Below are 23,150 nucleotides of genomic sequence, written 5' to 3'. Positions count from 1 at the left end.
ACGATGGACCTGATCCGCGCTTCAATCGAACGGCCGATCGCCGTCATGGCCGTTGTCATTATGGCGGTTCTTTTCGGAGCTTTGGCTTTGAGCCGGATTCCCGTGCAGCTTGCTCCGGATGTGCGCAAACCCGTTGTGGTCGTAGAAACAAATTGGGCGGGGGCCGCCCCGGTCGAGATCGAGCGCGAGATCATAAACCCGCAGGAAGACGCGTTCCGTGGTCTTGAAGGCTTGGAAATTATGACAAGCCGCGCCCGCACCGGGCAAGCGTCTGTCACGCTCGAATTCGCCATCGGATCGGATATGGGCGATATCCTGTTGCTGGTGTCGAACCGTCTGGACCGGGTTGGCGGATATCCAAGCGAAGCGAGTGAGCCGACGTTGAATACATCAGGCTCTGATGACAGCCCGATTGCATGGGTCATGGTTCGCGCCGCCGAGGGCAACACGCGGTCTTTGCCGGAATATGGCGACTTTGTCGAAGATATCGTGAAGGAACGTCTTGAGCGGGTGAATGGCGTGTCTACCGTCAACGTCTTTGGCGGCGTGTCACGCGAATTGCAGATCGTGATCCGCCCAGAGGAGCTGGCGCGTTTGGGTCTGACGATCCCCGCCGTCGTGTCGCGCCTGCGCGCCGAAAATGTCAGCATCTCAGCCGGCGATGTCGAGGAAGGCAAGCGACGCTATACTGTGCGCGCGGATGGCAATCTGAACACCATCGAGGCAATCAACAGCGTTGTCCTGCGCAGCGAAAGCCTTGGTGCGAACGGTGCGTTGGGCCGAGTGCGGGTTGGTGACGTGGCCGACGTGGCCTTTGCCTACAAGGAAAACACGGCACGTCTCCGCTTTCGCGGGGAACCTGCGCTGGCTTTTAACATCGTCCGTGAGCAGGGCGCGAACGTCATCTCGACCATGGAAGAGGTTAAGGCGGTCATCGCTGACCTTGAGGCAGGCCCTGTTGCCGCGAATGGTCTGACGCTTGAACAGGTTTATGACGAGACGATCTATATCGAAGGCGCGATTGACCTTGTGACGCAGAACATTTGGATCGGTGGTCTGCTTGCGGCCACAGTCCTATTGATATTCTTGCGCAGCCCGCGCGCGACGCTTGTGATCAGTATGGCAATCCCGGTGTCTATCGTGGCCACGTTTGTGGCGATGGCGGTGACCGGACGGACGCTTAACGTGATCTCGCTTGCGGGGATTGCTTTTGCTGTCGGTATGATTGTGGACGCGGCGATTGTCGTGCTCGAAAACATCTTTCGATTGCGGGAAGAGGGCAAATCGAGGCGCGAAGCGGCGTATATCGGGGCCAAACAGGTCTGGGGCGCGATCCTTGTGTCCGCTCTGACGACTGTGATGGTGTTTATCCCGATCCTCGTGATGCAGCTTGAGGCAGGGCAATTGTTCCGCGACATCGCTGTGGCGATTTCGGTGTCTGTTTTGCTGTCTCTTGTGGTCGCTGTAACGGTGATACCTGCGCTGTCGAGCCGTTTGCTCAAAAGCGGTGAGACCAAGAAATTGCCCTTGCCGGGAATCGACCATTTCGGTCGTGGGTTCACATGGTTGATCATGAAATACGTGCGGTTCACGGTGCGGTATCGTACGGCTGGGCTTGTCATGGTGGCTGGCATTGCCACTGGTGCATTGACAGCCGCCTGGCTGTTTTTGCCCAAGCTGGAATATCTGCCCGAGGGAAACCGCAATCTAGTATTCGGTTTGATCATCCCGCCTCCGGGGTACAATCTTGAAACCACCGAAACGATTGCGCAACGGATCGAGGCGGTCGCGCGCCCGATGTGGTCTGCCGCGCCTGAGACCGAAACCGAAGATGGTCAGCCTGCGCTTGACTCGTTCTTCTTTGTCGCCACGCCTGGCAACAGCTTTGTTGGTGCCGCAACCGTTGACGGTAGCCGGGTGGCGGAAGTGATCCCGATCCTGTCGCGCCCGATCTTTGCCGAACCGGGGACGTTCGGCTTTATGACCCAGCCATCTCTGTTCGGGCGTGGTGTGGGCGGTGGGCGCACCATCGAAGTGAACATTTCGGGTGATGAGCTTGAGGATATCCTGAACGTCGCGGGTCGGGCTGCAGGCACGATTGGCCAGTTGTTGCCGCGCTCTGAAGGGCACCAGTTCCGCCCCATTCCGGGTCTTGAGCTTGGGGCACCAGAGGTGCGTCTGATCCCAGATCGCGTGCGGCTTGCAGATGCCGGTTTGACGACACAAGATCTGGCTGCGACCGTGGATGCGTTCAATGACGGGCTGCGCGTGGCCGAGATCAACGTGGGTAACCGACGCCTTGACCTGACGCTAAAGGGCGACACTACGATCCTTAGCGGCCTGCGCACGCAAGATGTGGGCAGCTTCCCGGTGGTAACACCCACGGGACGGATTGTTCCGGTTTCCGAACTGGCCGAAGTGCGCGTAACTGCTGGACCAACCGAGATTCGCCATCTGGAACGATTGCGGACCATCACGCTCGAAGTGCGCCCCTCTGATGCGCTGCCGCTGGAGGCGGCGGTCGAGCTTTTGGAAACCGAGGTGATTGCCGCGCTCGAAGAACAGGGCTTGCCGCCCGGCGTTCGGATGTCGGTGTCCGGGACGGCGGATCAGCTTTCGCAGACGTGGAACGCCATTCAGATCAACCTCGCAGTGGCGATGGTGATTGTGTTTCTGGTTATGGCCGTTCTGTTCGAATCCTTTGTTTTGCCGCTGGTCGTGATGATCTCGGTTCCGGTTGCCGCGGCGGGTGGGGTCGGCGGCCTGGCAGTGCTCAATATGGTCGGGACACAGCCATTGGACATGCTGACCTTGCTCGGCTTCGTGATCTTGGTCGGAATTGTTGTGAATAACGCGATCCTGATCGTGCACCAGACGCTTTACCACCTCCGCGAAGACGGCATGTCACCGATTGACGCGATCGAGGAAGCAACGCGCAACCGGATCAGGCCGATCTTCATGTCTACACTGACATCTGTGTGCGGGATGATCCCGCTGGTATTGTTCCCCGGCGCCGGGTCTGAATTGTATCGAGGTCTGGGGGCCGTTGTGGTTGGTGGGTTGGCAATGTCGGCTTTTCTGACGCTGTTGACCGTGCCGCCATTGCTGCGGCTTGTTCTCTCCGCGCGCCCGGTTGAGGAGGATGCTGGCCCTGTGCCGGTTGTGGCGGAATAACCAGACTATTTATCGCTGACGTTGCCGGTCATCCTCCGATATAGGTCTGAGGATGATCGACACGGTTTTGAAACAAGGACATGAAAGCGACGACCCGCAACAGCGGCGGGGGCTGTTTCTGGTCGCCGCGTTTGTGGGATTTTGCGTGATTGCCGTGGTCGGCTATCTTGCGCTTGCGTCGTACTTCCTGCGAACCGAAGCGGCCAAAACACCTGAACGCGCGCAGTTCTTTGCATCGTCCATAGACGATGCGCTCACCCGGCTTGAGCATTTGCCATATGTCTTGTCTGTCGACGAGACAACGCTGGAGGCGCTGATCACCGGGGACACCGCAGGGTTGAACCCGATCCTAGCCGATATTGCCGCGCGGGCGGGGGCCGAATTTGTCTATGTGCTCGACCTAAACGGCAAGACGATTGCGTCGTCAAACTATCTGGACGCGCAAAGCCTGGTTGATAATTATTACACCTTTAGACCCTATTTCCGCGATGCGGTCGCAGGTGGGGCTGGTCGCTTCTATGCGGTGGGCGTCACCACGGGGCGGCCGGGTTATTTTATTGCTGAACCCGTGCGCGATGTTGATGGCACGATCTTTGGCGTGGTTACCGTAAAGATCGGGTTTGATGACTTAAGCCGTGCGCTGTCGGGCAATGGTGAGTTGGTCATGGTGACGGATGAACAAGGCGTGGTTTTGGCCAGCTCTGATTCAGACCTGATTTATGGCTATATGTCCCCGCTGTCTGATACGGACCGGCGCATGGTCGCCGAGCAGCAGCAATTCGGAGACAGGACCTTGTTTCCCCTCGATTGGGTGCAAGAAGGCGAAAGGCGCGCGCGGTTGGATGGCACGGCTTATGTCTGGACCAAAGCCTATCTTGAACAAGAGGACTGGTCATTGCACCTGCTATCCGAGGTGCGGGAATCGCGACGCCTGGCTATGCTTTATGTTGCAGGCGGGGTGATGAGCCTGCTGGTTTTGACGGTCGCCGCATCCATCTATCGCGCCGCGCAGTTGCGGAATGCTTTGGTGATTTCCAACGCCGACCGGCAGCGCCTCACCCGCGAGATTGAGGAACGGCGCAGCGCCGAACAAAAGCTTGAATCCGCGCGAAGTGAACTGGCTCAGAAAGAACAGCTTGCCGCATTGGGCCAGTTGTCAGCGTCGATCACGCACGAGCTTGGGCAACCGATTTCAGCGATGCGCAATTACCTCGTGGCCGAGGAAATCGCCGTGGATGCACAGCCCAACGCGCTTTGGCCGCAGCTTTCGGGTTTGGTGGACCGGATGCAGCGGATCGTCGATCAACTACGGCTGTTCGGTCGGACCTCTGCATCTACAACGACCGTCTTTCCGGTTCATGACACCATAGAGGCTGCGATGCAGCTTGTGAGGCATACGGCACGGGACGCACAGACACAGCTCAATGTCACAGTGCCTGATGCATTGGTCACCTTGCGTGGCCGGCCAGAGCGATTTGAGCAGGTCATCGTGAACCTTTTGCGCAATGCGATTGATGCCACCGAGGATATCACGGACGGGGCGGTTGATCTGACGATGACTGAACAGCCTGGATCGATTGTTCTGACAGTGTCAGACAATGGTGTTGGGTTGGGTGGTTTGAACATTGCAGACCTGAGTAAGCCGTTTTTCAGCACCAAACCCTCGGGAAAGGGGATGGGGCTTGGCCTTGCCATTTCCGGCCAGATCATCAACGAAATGGGTGGCACGCTTTATGCTGAAAACGGACCAGACCAAGGTGCAGTGTTTGTGATCACTCTTCCCAAAGCGGATGGCTCCGATGCCTGACATATTCCGGGTGCTGATTGTCGACGACGATTCCGAGATGCGGCAGTCTTTGGCAGTTCTGCTAGAGCGGTCCGGTTGGGTGGCTGAAGCTGTGGGCAGCGCGCAAGTGGCCCTGTCCCGGCTAGACGCAACCGCACCGGATGTTGTGCTGTCGGATGTGCGGATGCCGGGTATGTCCGGTCTAGAGTTGTTGGACGAGATGTCTAAACGCCCTGCGCCGCCTCTGGTTCTGATTTCAGCGCATGGGGACATTCCGATGGCGGTGGATGCGATTCAGAACGGCGCGTATTCATTCTTGGAAAAGCCGTTTGAACCTCGGCGGTTGCTGACGGTTTTGAGGCATGCAGCGGAACAGCACCGATTGTCCGGGATGACCAGACGGATGCGGGAACAGCTTGTGTCTTTGTCTGGGTTGGACCGCGTACTGCTTGGCAGCGATATGCGCGTGGCCGAGCTCAAGGCCGAGGCGGTTGACCTTGCCTTGTCTGACGCGCCTGTCCTGATCACCGGCGAAACTGGGACTGGCAAAGAACTGGTGGCGCGGGCGCTGCATCGTTTGGGTCCGCGCCGCGACAAGGAATTTGTTGCCATAAATTGTGCCACGCTTGCGCCCGATCGTGTAGAAGAACAGTTGTTTGGTACTGCGAACACGCTTTTGGGCAGTTTTCGAAAGGCGGATGGCGGCACGTTGTTTCTGGACGAGGTGGCAGCCTGTCCGGTTGCGGTGCAGACAAAGCTGCTGCGTGCGTTGGAAACGGGGATCATCCAGCCAGTGGGCACTGATGATGACGTGCAGACCGATGTGCGGATCGTCGCCGCGACCAATGACGAACTTGGGCCGTTGGTTGAGACGGGGGCATTTCGCGCAGATTTTTTGTTCCGCCTCAATACCTTTGCTTTGCGCCTGCCCCGGTTGATCGACCGTGGGGATGATATTGTCCTGCTCTATGAGCATTTCGTTGGTCAACTTTGTGAAACCTATGAAATCAGCCCGATTGAGATGACGCCTGAAGATGCCGCTGCCCTTTTGGCCCATGGCTGGCCGGGGAATGTGCGTGAATTGCGCCATGTGGCAGAACGCCGGGTCTTGGCCGCGCGGCGCGGGGGCGGATCGGTGGCCGAAGCATTGCGCACCGATGACCAGACCGACGATGTGCCCGCCACGCTGCGCGAAGCGGTGGCGCGGTTTGAAAAGACCCTGATCTCTCAGGCAATTTTGAACCACGGCGGCCGTATGGATGCGGTGGCCGAGGCGCTGGGCATCGGGCGACGCACGTTGAATGACAAGATCGTCAAGCTGGGTCTTGAGAAATCCAAGCTACTCGACTGATCCCTGCGGATTTCCGCAGGCGTTGTTTTCGCTAACCTGCGGATTGTTTCCTACCCACACAGTGTTCCTTTGCGTATGGTCTGGGCAGCGCTGTCAAAAGTGCACTTAGTGGGAGGACATCATGAAACACTTCAAGACCGCGGCATTGGCCGCGACTATTGCGTTGTCGGGTGCGGCCGTTCAGGCTCAGGACGAAGGCGCTACGTATATTCTGGCAACCGCATCGACTGGTGGCACCTATTACCCGGTTGGCGTGGCGCTTGCGACGCTGGTAAAGGTCAAGCTTGAACCAAGCACGAAAATTGGTATGGCAGCAATCAGCTCTGCCGGGTCTGGCGAAAACGTGCGCCTGATCCGCGAAGGCGAAGCCCAGTTCGGGATTCTGCAGGGTCTGTACGGCTATTACGCTGGCACAGGCACTGGCCCGCTGGCCGAAGTGGGCGCACAGGAAAACATGCGGTCGGTTTCGATGCTTTGGCAGAACGTTGAGCACTTCATCATCTCGTCCGACGCCGCAACCACAGGCACAATGGCCGACATGGTGGCGCTCAAGGGCGAAGGCATGGCGCTGGGCAGCCAGAACTCTGGGACAATCGGGTCGAACGCGGCAATCCTGTCTGGATTCGGTATCGACATCGAAACCGACTATGAACTGGTGTTCGGCGGGTATGGCCCGTCGTCCGAGGCGCTTCAGAACGGCCAGGTTAAAGGCGTTGGTATTCCTGCCGGTATCCCGGTTGGTGCAATCAGCCAGTTGATGGCGTCCGCTGGCGATTCCGTCACGCTGCTGAACTTTACTGAAGAAGAAATGGCGATGGGTGACGGCGACCGTGGTCTGTGGACACCGTTCACCATTCCAGCCGGCACGTATCCGGGTCAGAACATGGATGTGCAGACAATCGCGCAGCCAAACTTCCTTGCGACCAGCACGGATGTCCCAGAAGAGCATGTCTACCAGATCACCAAAGCCATGTACGAAAACCTGCCATTCTTGCAGGCGATCCACCCAGCCACAAAGGCTATGGCCATCGAAAGCGCAATTGCAGGCCTGCCCCTGCCGCTGCACCCAGGTGCGCTGCGCTACTACCAGGAAGTTGGCCTGGATGTACCTGAGCGTCTGATCGCTCAGTAAACCGACACTCCGGCTAGCCCGCGCTTTGGTGCGGGCTGGCCAAACTGGATCGGGTGGGGCAATGGCACAGATTGACGAAGACGAAGACGGAGGCCGCTTGCGGTCGTTCCGGGGCACAGCTGACGTCGTATTGTCAGTTTTTTGCTTCCTTATCGCGGTTGGACATATCTATGTCGCCTTCGATCCCGTGCTGTCCGAATTGCAGCGGAACAGCTTCCACTTTGCCGGTTTTGCGGCATTGGCCGCCATTCTTTACCCCATGTGGCGCGGCGCGCGTGGCAAGGCCGCGCCAATTGCCCTTGATCTGATCATAGGGATTGCGGTTGCCGCCTCTGCCGTATGGCTGACCTTTGCCGAAAACGCGATCTATGACCGAGGCGTCAAACTTGCGACGGCAGACTGGATTGCGGTCATCATCTGTATTCTTGGGGCTATTGAGCTGACGCGTCGCGTGGCCGGGAACATCATCCCCATCCTGATCATCCTGTCGCTGACTTATGTTGCCTTCTGGGGGAAATATGTCGGTGGGGTCTTTGCCTTTCCGGGTCTGAGCGTTGAGACCGTCGCATTCCGGTCGATCTTTGGGGATGACGCAATGTTCGGTACGATCGCGCGCATCTCTTCAACCTATGTATTCTTGTTCATCATCTTCGGCGCGTTCCTGCTGCGGTCCGGCGCTGGCGAGTTTGTGATCAACATAGCGCGTGCGGTCGCGGGCAAGATGGTGGGGGGACCCGGCATTGTCGCGGTGATTGCATCCGGCCTAACCGGTACGATCTCGGGGTCTGCGGTTGCCAACACCGCGTCCACCGGCGTTATCACTATCCCGCTGATGAAGCGTGCCGGGTTCCAACCGAAATTTGCTGGCGGCGTCGAAGCGGCGGCTTCAACCGGCGGGCAGCTTATGCCACCGATCATGGGGGCAGGTGCCTTTGTGATGGCTAGCTTTACGCAAATTCCCTACGAAACCATCGTGGCTGTCGCGGCGCTCCCTGCGCTGCTTTACTTCCTGTCGGTCGCGTTTTTCGTGCGCATCGAAGCGCGCCGCAACAACCTGCCGCCGATGCCGGATGAAGGTCAGACACTTGGGTCAGCCTTTAAAGAGGGTGGTGCGAGTTTCCTGATCCCGATTGCCACATTGATCACGCTTTTGGTGGTCGGCTTTACGCCCACCTATGCGGCGGTGTTTGGCATTTTTGCGGTGATCGTATCAAGCTGGCTCACGAAGAACCCGATGGGCCCCAAGGCCGTGTTCGAAGCGTTTGTCATGGGCACCAAGGGTATGGTTCTGACGGCGGTTCTGCTCTGTGCCGTTGGCTTGATCGTGAACGTCATTGCCACGGCTGGGATTGGCAACACGTTCAGTCTGATGATTGCAAGCTGGGCGGGCGGAAACATCCTCATTGCATTGGTACTGATCGCGCTAGCCAGCCTTGTTCTTGGCATGGGGTTGCCTGTGACTGCCGCCTATATTGTGCTTGCTACGCTGTCCGCACCGGCATTGTCGGGCATGATCAGCGACCAGTTCGTGATCGCGCAACTGGCCTCGGGCGCATTGCCTGAGACGGCCAAAGCCGTGCTCATGTTTGGCGTGCCGGAACAGATCGACATGCTCAGCCGCGAATTGACCCATGCAGAGGCTGCAGGCTTGATCCAAAGCCTACCTCTTGAGATCGCCGCCCCGCTGCGCGATCTGGTGGTGCCGCCTGCCGTTGCCACAAGCGCGCTTTTGTCGGCACATATGATCATCTTTTGGCTGTCTCAGGACAGCAACGTCACGCCGCCCGTTGCGCTTGCTGCCTTTACCGCAGCCGCAATAGCCAAGGCCCCTGCGATGGCGACGGGTGTGGCCAGTTGGAAGCTGGCAAAGGGATTGTATATCGTGCCTGTCCTATTCGCGTACACGCCCTTCCTGTCGGGTGATTGGCCCGCAATGATACAAGTGTTTTTCTTCGCGGTGTTTGGTGTCTACGCGTTATCGGCGGGCTTGCAGGGTTGTATGGAGCGGCCCTTTGGCATCGTCATGCGCTTGGCCTGCTTTGCCGCCGGGCTTGCGTGTCTTTGGCCTGCAACTCTCTTGCTCAACCTATTTGGTCTGGTGACGGTTGTTGCACTGCTTGTCTGGAACGTCCGGTTCGGTGCTCGTGTGGCCGTCCAGCCCGGGCAGTGACTGTCAGGAATACGCACAGTCAGGTCCGCGATCCAGAGGCGTGTTGATAGTGATTTCCGTCGGCATCCAGTCAAAGATCGCTAAAGCGCGCCCGCTGTCAAACCCGACATAGAGCGTCCCGGTCTCGGGTTGCAACGCCACTCCTTCAGCATCCAGCCCATACTCGGATAACGGGGCCACCGAAAGAACCCGTCCATCCGGGGCCAGTTCAAACAGGCTGTTCAGACCTTCGTTGTCATCCACCACAAGGATGTTGCCGGAATACGGATCACGGGTCACGCCTTGTGGCTCGGTCATGGGGGGATCGAAGCTGTCGCCGAAAAGCTCCATCAAAACTGTACCGTCGGGCGCGACCCGCATCAGGCGCGATGGGTCATCTTCGACAACCAGGAAACTGCCATCCGCATCGCGGTGCAGCCCTTCGGTGTCATACAGCGTCTCGCTTAGCCGGAAGGGTGAATCTATTGGGCGTCCCTCTCGATCGAGGCGGCGAAATTCACCCCAGCCATTGGCGATCAGAATATTGTCACCTTCAACAGTCAGGCTACGCACCGACCGCATGCCGGTGTCAAAGCGGCGAAGTTCCTTTCCGAAGGTGGACAGCAAAATAACTTCGTTGCTTTCATTGGCAACCCAGATACCACAGACCTCTGCATCGTAAGCGATGCTGACTGCACGAAAATTCTGAATGGTCTCGCGGTGGTAAATCTCTGCACTGGCGGGGCCACCAAGGGTCAGTGCGAATGAGACTGAAAGGCCTGTGAGAAATATGCGCATCATCGTCTCCTGCCGTTGGGGGAAAACTGTTTCATTTTGTCGGAAATTCAAGGTGTGTGTTTGTTCAGGCGAATTGCGCGGGTCTACGAAACGCCTCCATTTTTAAGTGTTAAGCTAAGGTTTACGTCCACCTGCTATCCCCATCGCGGGGCGTAAGGAGAGTAGGGTATGGCGATCGACAGAAATGTCGCGCCAGTCATCATCAAGCGTAAGAAAATCATCGTTGCAGGTGGGCATCATGGTGGTGCCTGGAAGGTGGCTTATGCCGACTTCGTCACTGCAATGATGGCGTTTTTTATGCTGATGTGGCTGTTGAATGCGACCACTGAAAAGCAACGCAAGGGAATCGCGGACTATTTTAGCCCGACCGCCCCGATCAGCCGCTTGTCCAGTGGGTCTGACGGGATGTTCATGGGGGAAAGCGTTTTCGCGTCTGATGTTTTGCCCCGCATGGGTGTTGGGGCAAGCTCGCTTCAGGATTCCAATGGGGATGCGTCAAACGGAGGCGATGACGACTCCCAACAAGATGGCGGTCAGGGCGAAGCGTTCAAAGAAGTTCAGGATGTTCTGCTGGGTCTTGGCGGTGAAAGTATGGTCGAGGATCGCTGGTTGCGCCACGTCGTGACCCGGGTCACAGATGAAGGTCTGGTGCTCGAATTTTTCGATACCGAAGAGGAACCGCTTTTTACTGATGGGGCCGAGCCAACCAATCTTATGCGCGAAATCGCATTTGCTGTCCGCGAGGCGAGCAAGCTTTTGCGCAACGAAATCGCGGTTGAAGGTCACGTCGCCAAAGCCCCAATCGTACGAATTGAAGACCCGGTTTGGGATTTGTCAGCAGAGCGTGCCTTTCAGGTTTCCGATCTTTTGACCGGCTATGGCTTGGAATCGGATCGCGTCCGACGCGTGACCGCCTACGGAGACCGAGCGCCCGTTGTCGATAACCTCATGTCGCATCGCAACAACCGGATCGAGATTATCTATCTGAGGTACTGAGCCAATCTGGGGAAATAAGTCAATTTTTATCCGTTAGCCTGCCGTTAAACCCGTCGCCGTATTTCTATGAGGACCACAAGCCACCTCACCAGAAAGGCGTTTCATGTCGATTTCCTCTTCTCTCAGCGCGGGCGTCGTTGGCCTTGCGTCACACGCAACCCGCTTGGCCACGATTTCCGACAATATCGCCAACTCCCAGACACCGGGATACAAACGGGTCGAGGCGAATTTTCATTCGATGGTCGTGACCTCGGGCGGCGGGACATACACTGCGGGTGGCGTGCGTACGACGACACAGCGGTATATCGACCAGGACAGCGCGATTGCCACAACATCGAACCCGACAGACCTTGCTGTCAGCGGTCGTGGTTTCTTGCCAGTGGCACAAGCGACAGAGGTCTTGTCGGGGTCGGAAACACCACAAATGTTCCTGACAACAACCGGGTCTTTCCGAACGGATGCAAACGGTTATTTGCGCACTGCTTCGGGCCAAATCCTGTTGGGATGGCCTGCGAACCTTGATGGCAGCATCCCCAATTATCCCCGCGCAACCAGCGAAGCGTTGGAACCTGTTCGGATCAACGTCAACCAATTCAGCGGCGAACCGACAACCCGTATCGAATTGGGGATCAATTTGCCCGCAACCGAAACCGAAGTCGGCGCATTGGGTGATCCATTGACCCAATCCATTGAATACTATGACAATCTTGGACGTGCACAGACTCTTGAATTTACGTTCACCCCTGTGGTTCCCACCACTGGAACTTCAAACCAATGGACACTTGCGGTGGTTGATGGCGCCGATCCTGCGACCGTGATTGGGCAATATGACCTCGAATTCGACGATGCACGCACTTTGGGTGGCACGTTGCTAAGTGCGACTGACACCGTAGGCGGGCCTTATGATCCAGCCACTGGTATTTTCACTATTACCGCACCCAGTGGACCGATCGACATCAATATCGGACGGCCCGGCTTGAATGAAGGTTTGTCCCAACTCTCTGATATTTTTGCGCCTTTCAACATCGGTCGTGACGGCGCGCCAGTGGGCAAAGTCACCTCTGTCGAAGTGGATGAAACCGGACTGGTCACGGCGTTTTATGACACTGGCACAACCCGGACGCTGTATCAGGTTCCGTTGGTCGACATTCCCAATCCCAATGGAATGGCCGCGGCCGGAAGCCAGCTTTACATGCCAACCCCTGAAAGTGGCAGCTTCTTTCTGTGGGATGCTGGCAACGGGTCGACCGGCGACATTCTGTCCTTCGCTCTCGAAGAATCGGCAACCGACATCGCGAATGAACTGACCGAATTGATCCGGACCCAGCGGGCCTATTCGTCGAACGCCAAGGTCATCCAGACCGTCGACGAGATGTTGCAAGAAGCGACGAACATCAAACGTTAAAGCCCTGACCGGGGAAGGACAAAGTCATGAGTCTCTCAGGAGCACTTTCAAACGCGATGAGTGGCTTGACGGCCAACGCCCGTGGCACAACCGTCATTGCCGCAAACATCGCAAATGCGCTGAACGAAGGCTATGGCCGTCGCAGCGTGACGCTTGCAACCGATGTCAACCAAACGTCAGGTGGCGTGCGTGTGGCCCAGATCACCCGGCAGTCAGATCCGATTTTGGCTTATCAAAAACGGCTTGCTGCGGCGGATTTGTCGGCAAGTTCAGCCTTTGCCGCGTTTGATACCGGCCTGGAACAGATCGTGGGAAGCATCGACACGCTGGGATCGATTGCCGCAAAACTGACGAGGATGGAAACCGCTCTGATGTCTGCGGTGACTGATCCCGCCTCCGAAACCCGGTTGCGAGATGTCAGTTTCGCCGCAGAAGGATTTGCGTCGGCGCTGCGCGAGGCAAGTGATGGTCTGGGGACGTTGCGCACCCGAGCAGATCAACAAATCGTAACGGCTGTAGACCAGTTGAATTCGGGGTTGTCGCAGCTTGAGAAGCTCAACAAGCAGATCATGACAGCAAAGCATCACGGACAGGATGCGCATGGTCTGATGGATCAACGCGATACCATCCTCGACACGCTGTCGAATTATGTACCCTTGCATGTCGTTGAACGCGACAGCGGCGTTATCGCCGTGTTCAGCGCACAAGGGCGAACACTGCTTGACCAGAACGCGGTCAGGTTCAGTTTCGACCCCGCGCCAACCGTGTTGCCACATATGAACGTTTCTAATGGTCTGCTGTCACGGCTACAGATCAACGGGCAAGAGATCGACATTCCTGGTTCTGGAATGATGCAAGGCGGGGCGCTCGCAGCGCAGTTCGAACTTCGTGATACAATAGCACCGCAGGCCCAGGCCCGTTTGGACGGGATCGCGCGTGATGCGATCGAACGGTTCGGACCCGGGGGTGCAGACCCCACACTCGGCCCCGGCGATGCGGGTGTATTTACCGATTCGGGCCTGGTCTTTGCAGCGGGTAACGAAACTGGGATTGCCAGTCGGATTGCTCTGAACACGGTGCTCGGCAGCACGAATGCAGAGCCGTGGCGCTGGCGTGACGGGATCAATGCTCTGGTACCAGGAAGCGTCGGACAATCTGATCTTCTGCTTGGATTGCATAAACAGATTTTGGAAACTCGCCCGGCGGGATCACTGGCTTTGGGCGCGGGTGGCAAATCGCTTGTCGGACATCTCCAGGCCTTTGGAAGCGATGCCGCTGCCAACCGAGTTAGGTCAGTCGACGCACGAGACTTCGCGTCGAGCCATTTTGATTCTGTGCGTCAATCGGTTGCAGCAGGCGGGGTCAACACGGATCAGGAACTGCAAAACCTGATCGAGCTTGAGAAATCCTACGCGGCCAATGCCCGGGTCGTGCAGGTGGTCGATGACATGCTGTCTGAACTTCTTAGAATTTGAAGGAACAAAACATGCGAGCAATTGGTGATCTTGCGTCATTCATGCTGTCAAGCCGATTTCAGGCCAGCCTGCGCAGCAGTGCAGAGTTTGCAGCACAGGCAGCAACGACTGGTCTGGCTTCTGACAAGGCACGCCATCTTGGCGGAGCGACGATGGCGGCATCTCTCCTGGATCGAAAAGCAGTTCTGCTGGAACAGCATCAACGCGGTATTGCCGAAGCCGCTTTGTTTGCTGGGGCAACCCAATCCATTTTGGGGCGTATTCAGGACCAGACTGAAGGCCTTACGAAAAACTTTGCGCTGGTATCTCAGCTGACTCACGGGTCTGACTTCAAAACGCTGTCAAACAGCGCGTCCGAGGTTTTTATCGACACGGTGAACGCCCTGAATTCCGAAATTGCCGGCCGGCATCTGTTTTCGGGCACCGACACGCAGACATCACCACTTCCCGATGGGGCAGCTGTGCTGGATAGGTTGCGGTCTGATGTTGCAGGGGCTTCCAGCGCGCAAGATCTCATGAATGCCATTGACACATGGTTCGATGCGCCAGGTGGTGTATTTGAAACGGATGCATATCAGGGTTCGCAGACGGGCTTCATGACACTCCCGCTAAGCAATTCGGACACTGCAACCTTTGGTCTGCGGGCGGATGACGACACCTTGAGAGACACGCTAAAGGCGCTGGCCAAGGCCAGTTTGGCAGCAGATGATGGCTTGGGTCTTGCGGCGTCGGAGCAGGCAAAGCTGTTGCGCCAAGGTCATTTTGAGTTGGTGCAATCAGATCGCAATCTGACAGAGGAACGCGCAATCCTTGGATTGACCGAAGCAATGATCGACGCCACCCGGATCGCTACGGAATCGGATTTGGCGCGGATTGCGTCAGATCGTCTGTCCTTGATCGGCATAGACCAGTTTGAAGCCGCCTCGGAATTCGAAGCCGCGCAACAACAGCTTGAGGTGTTCTACCGGATCGCGGCACGACAAAGCCGTTCTTCATTGGCGGAGTATTTAAGATGAGAGCGCTTTTGTACGGACTGCTTTTTCTGTGCCTGCCCGCCATGGCATTTGCACAGGGCGTTCGGCTCAAGGATCTGGCCAATTTCGAAGGCGTGCGTGGCAACGATCTTGTCGGCTATGGTCTGGTTGTTGGCCTTGATGGCACCGGAGACGGCTTGCGCAATTCTCCGTTCACCGAGGACATGATGTCGAACATCCTTGAACGGCTTGGTGTCAATGTCACGGGCGAACAATTCCGTGCCAAGAATGTCGCGGCTGTGATTGTGACCAGCCAGTTGCATCCGTTCGCCCGTGCAGGAAGCCGGATCGACGTGACCGTTTCGGCCATCGGTGACGCATCAAGCCTGCGAGGTGGCACACTTGTCATGACCCCACTCAACGCTGCTGATGGCCAGATTTACGCGGTTGCACAAGGATCGATCATTGCCGGAGGCGTCGTTGCCGAAGGTGATGCCGCCCGCACCGTTCAAGGAGTGCCCACAGCAGGCAGCATTCCTTCTGGTGCCATTGTTGAACGCGAAGTTGCTTTTGATTTCAGTGACATGCAGTCATTGACCATCGCATTGAAAAGTCCAGATTTTTCTACGGCTTTCCGGGTTGAACGCGCGATAAATGTGGCCAATGGGGCAGCGATTGCCACGATGTCGGATTCGGGAACGGTATTTGTTGATTTGGCTGCGTCCGCGCAACGGTCACCGGCCCATCTTCTTGCCCAGATCGAAAATCTCAGGATTGAGCCAGACACGCTTGCTCGGGTGGTTGTGGACCAAAGATCTGGCACCATCGTGATCAGCGAAAATGTCCGTGTGTCCAGAGTGGCCGTGTCCAAGGGAAACCTGACTCTGACCGTTCAGGAACAGCCTGTCGTCGTGCAGCCTAATCCATTCGCCGAGGGCGAGACTGTCGTTGTGCCACGAACAAATGCTCAGATTGAAAACGCACCAGCCGTTTCCTTAGCAGAGGTGCCCGGTGGAACAACCTTATCGGACGTGATCACAGGGCTGAATGCGCTTGGGATCACACCGAATGACCTGATCGACATTTTGAAAACCATCAAAGCAGCGGGCGCGCTGCATGCTGAATTCGTCGTGATGTGAACGCGCAATGCGCACAGGAAAGGATACATTCACATGATCGCAATTGCGGGCATCGCTTTCACATTCGTGATGGTTTTCGGAGGTTATCTTTTGGCGGGTGGCAAGTTGACCATCATCCTGAAATCTCTCCCGTTCGAGATGATGATGATCGGGGGGGCGGCGGTTGGGTCCTTCGCAGTTGGAAACACGTTTGCGTCTCTGAAACAAACGGGCAAGGACACGCTGAAAGTTTTCAAAGGAAGCCAATGGAAAGCGGAGGACTACAATCAGCTCCTTCAGGTGCTTTATCAACTGATCAATCTTGCTCGCAAAAACCCTGTTGGACTCGAAGCGCATATCGATAACCCTCAGGAGTCCGACATTTTTTCTCAGTTCCCGAAGCTTTTGAAAGATCATACAGCGCTCGACATCATCTGCGATACGCTTCGGTCGGCCTCAATGAATTATGATGATCCAAATCAGGTAGAAGAGCTGTTGGATAAGAAGATTGATGAAACCAAGCATCATTTGGAACATTCCGTTCATGGCTTGCAATCCATTGCGGACGGCTTGCCAGCACTTGGTATTGTGGCTGCGGTCCTTGGAGTGATCAAGACGATGGGGTCCATAGACCAGCCCCCCGAAGTTCTGGGAAAGTTGATCGGCGGAGCCTTGGTCGGGACATTTCTCGGCGTGTTCCTTGCCTATTGTTTGGTCGCTCCGTTCGCGCTCAAGGTCAAGGCGGCTGCGGATGACGACATCAATTTCTACCGCGCGATAAAAGAGGTGTTTGTATCGCACCTTCATCAGCATCCACCAAAGATTTGCCTTGAAGTGGCCCGCCAGAGCATTCCCCACCATTTCCGACCCGGGTTTTCAGCGTTGGACGAAGCGATCAGGGCGTTGAAAAGCAATGTTTGACCGAATTCCGAATATCTTGATCGGCCTTTTGGCCTTTTGGCCGCATATAGCATTGGCAAACTCAGGTACTGTCCGCGCCGGCGAACATGGCGCGTTCACGCGATTGACCATCTCGACCGAGCAGGACATCAAAGAAGTTGAACAGATCCGTCAAGAGGCGCGGCTGTTTACCTTTAAGGTTAGCCCAGAGCTGGATAGAATTGATGTCAGCAGGTTGTTCGAACGGCTGAACGCCAATCGAGTTGAAAGTCTTATTCAAAGTGAAGATGGACTGGAATTGTTGCTCAACTGTGATTGTATCCCTCGGGTCACCAATGGGATCGGGCGGCTTGTCGTAATTGATGTCGTCGATGCCCCAAAGGATGTCGCGATATCCCTTCCAAAGCTTCCTGTCATCGCTGCAAGCTTCCCTGACCGTCTGGCAATGGGCGAAATATCTGGCCCGGTGGGCGACCCGTTCGATCTTGATTTTTCTGTTGTGGATCGACTGACTCGACGCATTGCGGCGGATATCAGTCAGAATTCCCATATCAGCGGCTTTTCAAACGTGACGGCACATTCGCCTAACCCTACCGGCAGGACCGCCGTGGCTGCCGTGCCGATTTCGGAGCGTGACTTGGAACAATCGCGGGCTAAGGGGTGTTTCTGGTCCAATGCCGTTTGGACTGAAATAGACGGCGAGTCTTCTCAAAACAAAGCGCTTTTGCATATCAGCGAAGACGGCTTTGATTTGAAATCTGCTCTTTATATCGAAATCGCAAAATTGTTGTCGCAGGGTTTGGTAGATGAGGCGGAAGTTGCCTTTCAGGCGTCCGGTCCAAGCCTGGGTGAGATCGTTTTATTTTCTGATTTCATAAATGGATTGACTGGCTTGTCGCCGCTCCGTTCTCAAAGATTCGGCGATTGCAACCCGTTAGAGGATGTCGTCATCGCCACTGCCAAGCATGCGGCTGACGTGCCAAATGACATCAAGCTAGGATTGTTGCACACCTTTGGAGATTTGCCCATCGGCTTGCAAATTATGCTGTTTCCGCGCCTGAGTTGGTTACTCAACGGTACCGGAGCAGCGTTGTTTCCGGACCTGATCATCCATCATCAAGCGGAAGCGGCGATCATGGATCGTATTCCAGTCGATGCAGAAAGCACAGAGTCCGATCCTGATAGGCTTGCCGCAGTGGCGCTTGAATTGCGCGGTACAGAATTTGAACAAGAAAGCTGGTTGGCAACCTTTGCATCGTTTCTCGACCATCAAAGATATTTTGATGCTCTTATGGAATTGCACTCAGACAATCCTCTTTCCAAGGAAGCCGCTTCGGGGGTAGTCTCGGAATTTGTCGATCATCTTGTGACACATTCTGACAGCGTCACTTTTGTTCAAATTGCCTTGGCCGAGATAACAAGTTTTGACCCAGCACCGTCATCTGAAGATATGCAGCGTGTTGCCGATCGTCTTTACACGGAAGGATTTCGGGAACAGGCGTCGCAAATAGGGAACAAGCGGACCCCAGCGGCACCACAAGCGGATGGCGCGCCGTCTGACCAAACTAAGGAAACGAACGCCCTCGATATGACTGATAACGGGGGTGTTTTGGTGGCTGCGCCGCCCGCCGATACTGCCAAGCAAACTGGGCAGTCAGAACATTTGTCGGTTGCTACTGCCCAAAAACAGCTTGAAAGCGCAGAAGTGGTGCGACAAGCCTTACTCAAGACATTCGCCAACTGAGGAGGCGCTGTGGTGTGATTTTAACGGAGAATTTGCCCGGCTTGGGTCAAGTTGGAACGCCAATTGAAAAGGTGAAGCGGATTTGAAAACGGTTTTCCATATCATATTTTCAGTATGTCTAATCCTCAGCGGCTCGATTGCCCCGTCTCAGGCGTCGGCGCAACATGGCCGAATCTCGTTTGGCCTTAACGGTATCTCTGATTGGTCAACGCAGCACCCGTTTCTTGATCTGATGAAATCTGCGCGCCCGTGGATTGGGCATTTTCCAGATCAATGGGGCGGGATGGAGTTTGAGACGATGCTGGCTGATGGCGTCTTTGATGCACAAGGCTGGCCGCAACGGATCCCTTCTGGGGTGACGCGCCTTGAAACCCTGATTTTGACTGATCAGCCCGAGGGTGCGACCCATCTTGCTGGTCGGTACCATGTGATCTTTGACGGTCAAGGCACACTTGACGTCACCGGTCGGGGGCGCGTGATCAAGAGGGAACCGGGGCTGCATGTATTCGCCTACACACCAGGACCCGGCCTTGTCGGGATCGCTATACGCGACACCGTTGCCGTCGATCCCATCCGCAATATCCGGGTGATTAAAGAAGATCAGGTCGCAGCGTATCAATCGGGCGCGGTCTTTAATCCAGTCTGGCTTGATCGTCTGGGGCGGGTAGACACCGTGCGATTCATGGACTGGATGAACACAAATGATTCCCCCGTTAAACGCTTGGATCAACTGCCGCTTGAGAGCGATTTCAGCTATGCATGGCGCGGTGCTCCGCTTTCGGTAATCGTCGATCTTGCAAATACCATGCAGGCCGATCCGTGGCTCACGTTACCGCATTTGGCCGATAATGCGTTTGTCCAAAAGGTTGCGGAAACCGTGCGGGACACGCTTGATCCAGATCTTGTGGCGCATGTCGAGTATTCCAATGAGGTTTGGAACTTCATTTTTGAACAGGCCCGATGGGCGCAAGGGCAGGCAGAAACCCTGTGGGGCGACATCGGCGATGGTTGGATGCAGTTTTACGGCAAACGCGCGGCGGAGGTGATGCAGATTTGGACGGATGCTTACGGCGCACAGGCCGAAGGCCGTTTGAAACGGATTGTGTCGGTTCACACCGGATGGCCGGAGCTTGAGCAAGCTGTGCTTTATGGGGACGAAGCTCAAGCCGCGTTGGGCTTTGCGCCTGCGGATATGTTCGATGCCTATGCGGTCACGGGTTATTTTGGATACGAAATCGGCGAAGTCGGTGCATTGCAAGATGCGTTCACCTTATCCGAGGCCAAGGCCGACGCGGATGGTCGTGCAGAGGGCCTATCGCGCGTGGCGTTGCGGGAATACGTGTCCAGACATCGGTTTGACGGGGTGATGGATCAGGCGTTGGAACAGGTGCGGAACGGGTCGTGGCGCGAGTTGACGCAAACGCTTTGGCCCTATCACGCAGGCGCTGCTGCAAATGCGGGGCTTGAGTTGATTATGTACGAAGGTGGCACTCATGCGGCTCCAATCGGAGAGGCGATCGAAGATGATCGGCTTGTCAATTTTCTAATTGGGTTCAGTTATTCGCCGCAGATGGGTGCGCTTTATCGGGACACTCTTGCGGCTTGGGCGGGTTTGACGGACAGCCCGTTCAATGCCTTTGTGGATGTTGCGCCGCCAAGCCAGTGGGGAAGTTGGGGCGCATTGCGCCACTTGAACGACGAAAATCCGCGTTGGGGCGCGTTGAGGTAGTCCTATTCCGCCAAACAGGACAACGAGACCGGACTTTTCCCTCTATCCTTAAAATTGACACGATCCTATGCAACTCGGACACTGCTTCAGCAGGTCCTGTGAAAGTTTGGGAATTGCCTTACCATGTTGCCAGTACTGCGCGGTCACGCGGATGAACCCTTGCCGGTTCTGAGTGTTCTGATCCCGGCCTCGAACGAAGAGGCCCTGATCGGGTCCTGTTTGCGCGCGCTTTTGCAGAGTGAATGGGCGCTTGGCGACCCGGTGGAGGTGATTGTGATCTCGAACGGCAGCCATGATCAGACGGCGCAGCGGGCGTTGTCGCATCAGGGTGCGTTTGAAGACAAAGGCTGGGATTTGCGCGTTCTGGACCGCAAAGAAGGTGGGAAACTTGGCGCGATGAATGCCGGCGACAAAGTCGCGCGAAGCGATGTTCGTGTCTATCTTGATGCCGATGTCGAAGTGTCGAAACGACTGCTTGCCGATCTTTTCACTGCACTTGATACGCCTGACCCGCGTTATGCGAGCGGCACGTTGCACCTGATCCCGCCGAAAACATGGGTGACGCGCGCCTATGCACGCATCTATGCCAAGGTACCGTTTATGCAACACGGCGTGCCTGGTGCAGGCTTGTTTGCCGTAAACGCCGCAGGCAGGATGCGCTGGGCAGAGTTTCCCAAGATTATTTCTGACGATACCTTTGTCAGGCTCAGCTTTCGCCCCCATGAACGGGTGGGCGTTCCGGCGACCTATACATGGCCGCTGGTCGAAGGTTGGGGTAATCTCGTCCGGGTGCGTAGACGACAGAACGCGGGTGTGGATGAAATCAGAGATCACTATCCCGATCTGATGCGCAACGATGACAAGCCGACATTCACCCTCTTGGACAAAGCAACGCTCGCGTTGAAAGACCCTATCGGGTTTGCTGTCTATTCGGGTGTTGCGCTGGCCGTTCGACTGACCGCGACCGGCGCAACCGATTGGAGCCGTGGCCGGTGATACATGCATTGGCCGCACAACTCCGGGGGGGATCGCTGAACGCCCGGTTCATGCGAAGCTCGATTTTCACGCTGGGCGGGTACGGTATGGGGCAGGCATTGCGCCTTGCTTCCAACTTGATTTTAACGCGGCTCTTGTTCCCCGAGGCGTTTGGAATGATGGCGCTGGTCGCGGTGATCATGCAGGGGCTTGCGATGTTTTCCGATGTCGGGGTCAGCCCGGCCATCATGCAGTCCAAACGCGGCGACGATCAGGATTTCCTGGATACGGCGTGGACCATTCAGGTCATCCGTGGTGGGCTTTTATGGGCGTTTGCGTGTCTTATCGCGCTGCCGGTCGCGGCGTTTTATGGCGAACCATTGCTGGCCTGGATTTTGCCCTGCGCTGGGATCAGCCTGTTGATTTCGGGATTCAACCCGACCCGCATGGACAGCGCCAACAGACATCTGATGCTTGGGCGTTTGACCGGGCTGGACCTCATGTCTCAAGGGTGCGGCATCGTGATTGCGGTGGTCTTTGCATGGTATCTGCAATCCGTTTGGGCGCTGGTGATCAGCGGCGTTGCTGCGTCGGTGATCTTATTGGTGCTTTATTCTGTCTTCCTGCCCGGGCAGCGCAATCGATTTCGTTGGGAACGGGCTGCTGCGAATGAGCTGATCGGCTTTGGGAAATGGATTTTCCTCAGCACGATTTGCGGCTTTCTTTATATGCAAGGCGACAAGCTTTTACTGGGGAAGTACCTGCCACTGGATCAGTTCGGCATCTACAATATCGGGTTCTTCCTTGCGAGTTTCCCGCTCTTGATGGGGGGTGTCATGACGCGCAAGGTTTTGATCCCGGTCTACCGCGAACGTCCCCCGTCCGAGAGCGTTGAAAACTTTCGCAAGCTACAGAAGATGCGCTTTCTTCTCACGGCGGCAATGATCGCGCTGACCGGGGCGGTGTCTGCGGCGGGGGTTGTTCTGATCAGCCTGCTTTACGATCCGCGCTATGCGATGGCAGGGGCGGTTGTCGTGCTGATCGCCGCAATGCAGATCCCGCAGATCATCGTGTTGACTTATGAACAGGCGGCTCTTGCCGCCGGGGATTCGCGCCGGTTTTTTGTTCTGTCCGCCGCGCGCGCGGTGTTGACACTGGCCTTCTTGATCGGGGGGCTTGAATTGGGTGGCTTATTCGGAGCGTTGATCGGGCAAGGGCTTGCCGGGGTCGCGGCCTATCCCTTTGTGGTTTGGATGGCACGCCATGTGGGTGCCTGGGATCCCAAGCATGATCTTGTCTATGCAAGCATTGGCATTGCAGTCGTGGCCTTCGCACTTTGGCTGAACGCGGGTGCCCTTGGCGACTTGGCCGCGCTTTAATCGACCAAAGGACGCTGCTACATTTTTGACCCTAGACGCATGTCGCGCCCAAGTTTCATCATAAT

16 protein-coding genes are annotated in these 23,150 nt (G+C 56.4%); 15 read left to right on the top strand and 1 reads right to left on the bottom strand.

Annotation, left to right across the window (positions count from 1 at the left end; translation table 11 throughout):
• Positions 1–3 precede the first annotated feature (3 nt).
• The 5 genes from ACSHXH_RS05315 to ACSHXH_RS05295 all read left to right on the top strand — a co-directional run bounded on the left by ACSHXH_RS05315 (position 4) and on the right by ACSHXH_RS05295 (position 9,613).
• A complete protein-coding gene (locus tag ACSHXH_RS05315; protein WP_435670735.1) occupies positions 4–3,174 on the top strand; it encodes an efflux RND transporter permease subunit in 3,171 nt (1,056 codons plus the stop codon).
• Between the two features lie 52 nt (positions 3,175–3,226).
• Positions 3,227–4,981: a sensor histidine kinase gene (locus tag ACSHXH_RS05310; protein ID WP_435670734.1), complete on the top strand. Its 1,755-nt coding sequence runs from the start codon at positions 3,227–3,229 to the stop codon at positions 4,979–4,981.
• Entirely contained in the window at positions 4,974–6,311 is a 1,338-nt protein-coding gene (locus tag ACSHXH_RS05305) for a sigma-54-dependent transcriptional regulator (RefSeq protein WP_435670733.1), read from the top strand. Before ACSHXH_RS05310 ends, ACSHXH_RS05305 begins: the two co-directional genes overlap by 8 nt.
• A gap of 121 nt (positions 6,312–6,432) precedes the next feature.
• On the top strand, positions 6,433–7,443 hold the full coding sequence (locus ACSHXH_RS05300) for a TAXI family TRAP transporter solute-binding subunit (protein WP_435670732.1): 1,011 nt from the start codon (positions 6,433–6,435) through the stop codon (positions 7,441–7,443).
• A gap of 61 nt (positions 7,444–7,504) precedes the next feature.
• Positions 7,505–9,613 (top strand): TRAP transporter permease, encoded by a 2,109-nt coding sequence (locus tag ACSHXH_RS05295; RefSeq protein ID WP_435670731.1) that lies wholly within the window; start codon positions 7,505–7,507, stop codon positions 9,611–9,613.
• A 3-nt stretch (positions 9,614–9,616) separates the two neighbouring features.
• Here the strand turns inward: ACSHXH_RS05295 and ACSHXH_RS05290 are convergent, their stop codons facing one another.
• Positions 9,617–10,390 carry a hypothetical protein gene (locus ACSHXH_RS05290; protein ID WP_435670730.1) on the bottom strand — a complete coding sequence of 258 codons (774 nt, stop codon included), beginning with the start codon at positions 10,388–10,390 and terminating at the stop codon, positions 9,617–9,619.
• A 168-nt stretch (positions 10,391–10,558) separates the two neighbouring features.
• Here ACSHXH_RS05290 and ACSHXH_RS05285 point away from each other — a divergent pair, with 168 nt between their 5' ends.
• From ACSHXH_RS05285 to ACSHXH_RS05240, 10 genes are all read left to right on the top strand, one after another.
• The gene (locus tag ACSHXH_RS05285) at positions 10,559–11,386 is read left to right on the top strand and encodes a flagellar motor protein MotB (protein WP_435670729.1); all 828 of its coding nucleotides are present in this window, start codon (positions 10,559–10,561) and stop codon (positions 11,384–11,386) included.
• A gap of 103 nt (positions 11,387–11,489) precedes the next feature.
• Positions 11,490–12,791, top strand: coding sequence for a flagellar hook protein FlgE (locus tag ACSHXH_RS05280; RefSeq protein WP_435670728.1), 1,302 nt, complete (start codon positions 11,490–11,492; stop codon positions 12,789–12,791).
• A gap of 26 nt (positions 12,792–12,817) precedes the next feature.
• The gene (gene flgK / locus ACSHXH_RS05275; RefSeq protein ID WP_435670727.1) at positions 12,818–14,266 is read left to right on the top strand and encodes a flagellar hook-associated protein FlgK; all 1,449 of its coding nucleotides are present in this window, start codon (positions 12,818–12,820) and stop codon (positions 14,264–14,266) included.
• Positions 14,267–14,277: 11 nt separating this feature from the next.
• Positions 14,278–15,282, top strand: coding sequence for a hypothetical protein (locus ACSHXH_RS05270; protein ID WP_435670726.1), 1,005 nt, complete (start codon positions 14,278–14,280; stop codon positions 15,280–15,282).
• Complete coding sequence (locus ACSHXH_RS05265; RefSeq protein WP_435670725.1) at positions 15,279–16,379, top strand: flagellar basal body P-ring protein FlgI; 1,101 nt, start codon at positions 15,279–15,281, stop codon at positions 16,377–16,379. Before ACSHXH_RS05270 ends, ACSHXH_RS05265 begins: the two co-directional genes overlap by 4 nt.
• 33 nt (positions 16,380–16,412) lie before the next feature.
• Positions 16,413–17,279, top strand: a complete 867-nt coding sequence (gene motA / locus ACSHXH_RS05260) for a flagellar motor stator protein MotA (protein WP_435670724.1) — start codon at positions 16,413–16,415, stop codon at positions 17,277–17,279.
• The gene (locus ACSHXH_RS05255; RefSeq protein WP_435670723.1) at positions 17,272–19,002 is read left to right on the top strand and encodes a hypothetical protein; all 1,731 of its coding nucleotides are present in this window, start codon (positions 17,272–17,274) and stop codon (positions 19,000–19,002) included. Before motA ends, ACSHXH_RS05255 begins: the two co-directional genes overlap by 8 nt.
• A gap of 232 nt (positions 19,003–19,234) precedes the next feature.
• The gene (locus ACSHXH_RS05250; protein ID WP_435670722.1) at positions 19,235–20,731 is read left to right on the top strand and encodes a hypothetical protein; all 1,497 of its coding nucleotides are present in this window, start codon (positions 19,235–19,237) and stop codon (positions 20,729–20,731) included.
• Between the two features lie 123 nt (positions 20,732–20,854).
• Positions 20,855–21,727 carry a glycosyltransferase family 2 protein gene (locus tag ACSHXH_RS05245; RefSeq protein ID WP_435670721.1) on the top strand — a complete coding sequence of 291 codons (873 nt, stop codon included), beginning with the start codon at positions 20,855–20,857 and terminating at the stop codon, positions 21,725–21,727.
• Positions 21,727–23,085, top strand: coding sequence for an oligosaccharide flippase family protein (locus tag ACSHXH_RS05240; RefSeq protein ID WP_435671000.1), 1,359 nt, complete (start codon positions 21,727–21,729; stop codon positions 23,083–23,085). The genes ACSHXH_RS05245 and ACSHXH_RS05240 overlap by 1 nt, the downstream gene beginning before the upstream one ends.
• Positions 23,086–23,150: the final 65 nt, after the last annotated feature.

The organism is Marivita sp. (assembly GCF_051251565.1).
Classification (GTDB): domain Bacteria; phylum Pseudomonadota; class Alphaproteobacteria; order Rhodobacterales; family Rhodobacteraceae; genus Marivita.
This window is presented reverse-complemented; position numbering and strand designations above follow the sequence as displayed.

Coding starts and splice junctions, on each gene's coding strand:
- ACSHXH_RS05315 (WP_435670735.1), top strand. CDS start 4: ATGGACCTGATCCGCGCTTCAATCGAACGGCCGATCGCCGTCATGGCC.
- ACSHXH_RS05310 (WP_435670734.1), top strand. CDS start 3,227: ATGATCGACACGGTTTTGAAACAAGGACATGAAAGCGACGACCCGCAA.
- ACSHXH_RS05305 (WP_435670733.1), top strand. CDS start 4,974: ATGCCTGACATATTCCGGGTGCTGATTGTCGACGACGATTCCGAGATG.
- ACSHXH_RS05300 (WP_435670732.1), top strand. CDS start 6,433: ATGAAACACTTCAAGACCGCGGCATTGGCCGCGACTATTGCGTTGTCG.
- ACSHXH_RS05295 (WP_435670731.1), top strand. CDS start 7,505: ATGGCACAGATTGACGAAGACGAAGACGGAGGCCGCTTGCGGTCGTTC.
- ACSHXH_RS05290 (WP_435670730.1), bottom strand. CDS start 10,390: ATGCGCATATTTCTCACAGGCCTTTCAGTCTCATTCGCACTGACCCTT.
- ACSHXH_RS05285 (WP_435670729.1), top strand. CDS start 10,559: ATGGCGATCGACAGAAATGTCGCGCCAGTCATCATCAAGCGTAAGAAA.
- ACSHXH_RS05280 (WP_435670728.1), top strand. CDS start 11,490: ATGTCGATTTCCTCTTCTCTCAGCGCGGGCGTCGTTGGCCTTGCGTCA.
- flgK (WP_435670727.1), top strand. CDS start 12,818: ATGAGTCTCTCAGGAGCACTTTCAAACGCGATGAGTGGCTTGACGGCC.
- ACSHXH_RS05270 (WP_435670726.1), top strand. CDS start 14,278: ATGCGAGCAATTGGTGATCTTGCGTCATTCATGCTGTCAAGCCGATTT.
- ACSHXH_RS05265 (WP_435670725.1), top strand. CDS start 15,279: ATGAGAGCGCTTTTGTACGGACTGCTTTTTCTGTGCCTGCCCGCCATG.
- motA (WP_435670724.1), top strand. CDS start 16,413: ATGATCGCAATTGCGGGCATCGCTTTCACATTCGTGATGGTTTTCGGA.
- ACSHXH_RS05255 (WP_435670723.1), top strand. CDS start 17,272: ATGTTTGACCGAATTCCGAATATCTTGATCGGCCTTTTGGCCTTTTGG.
- ACSHXH_RS05250 (WP_435670722.1), top strand. CDS start 19,235: ATGAAATCTGCGCGCCCGTGGATTGGGCATTTTCCAGATCAATGGGGC.
- ACSHXH_RS05245 (WP_435670721.1), top strand. CDS start 20,855: ATGTTGCCAGTACTGCGCGGTCACGCGGATGAACCCTTGCCGGTTCTG.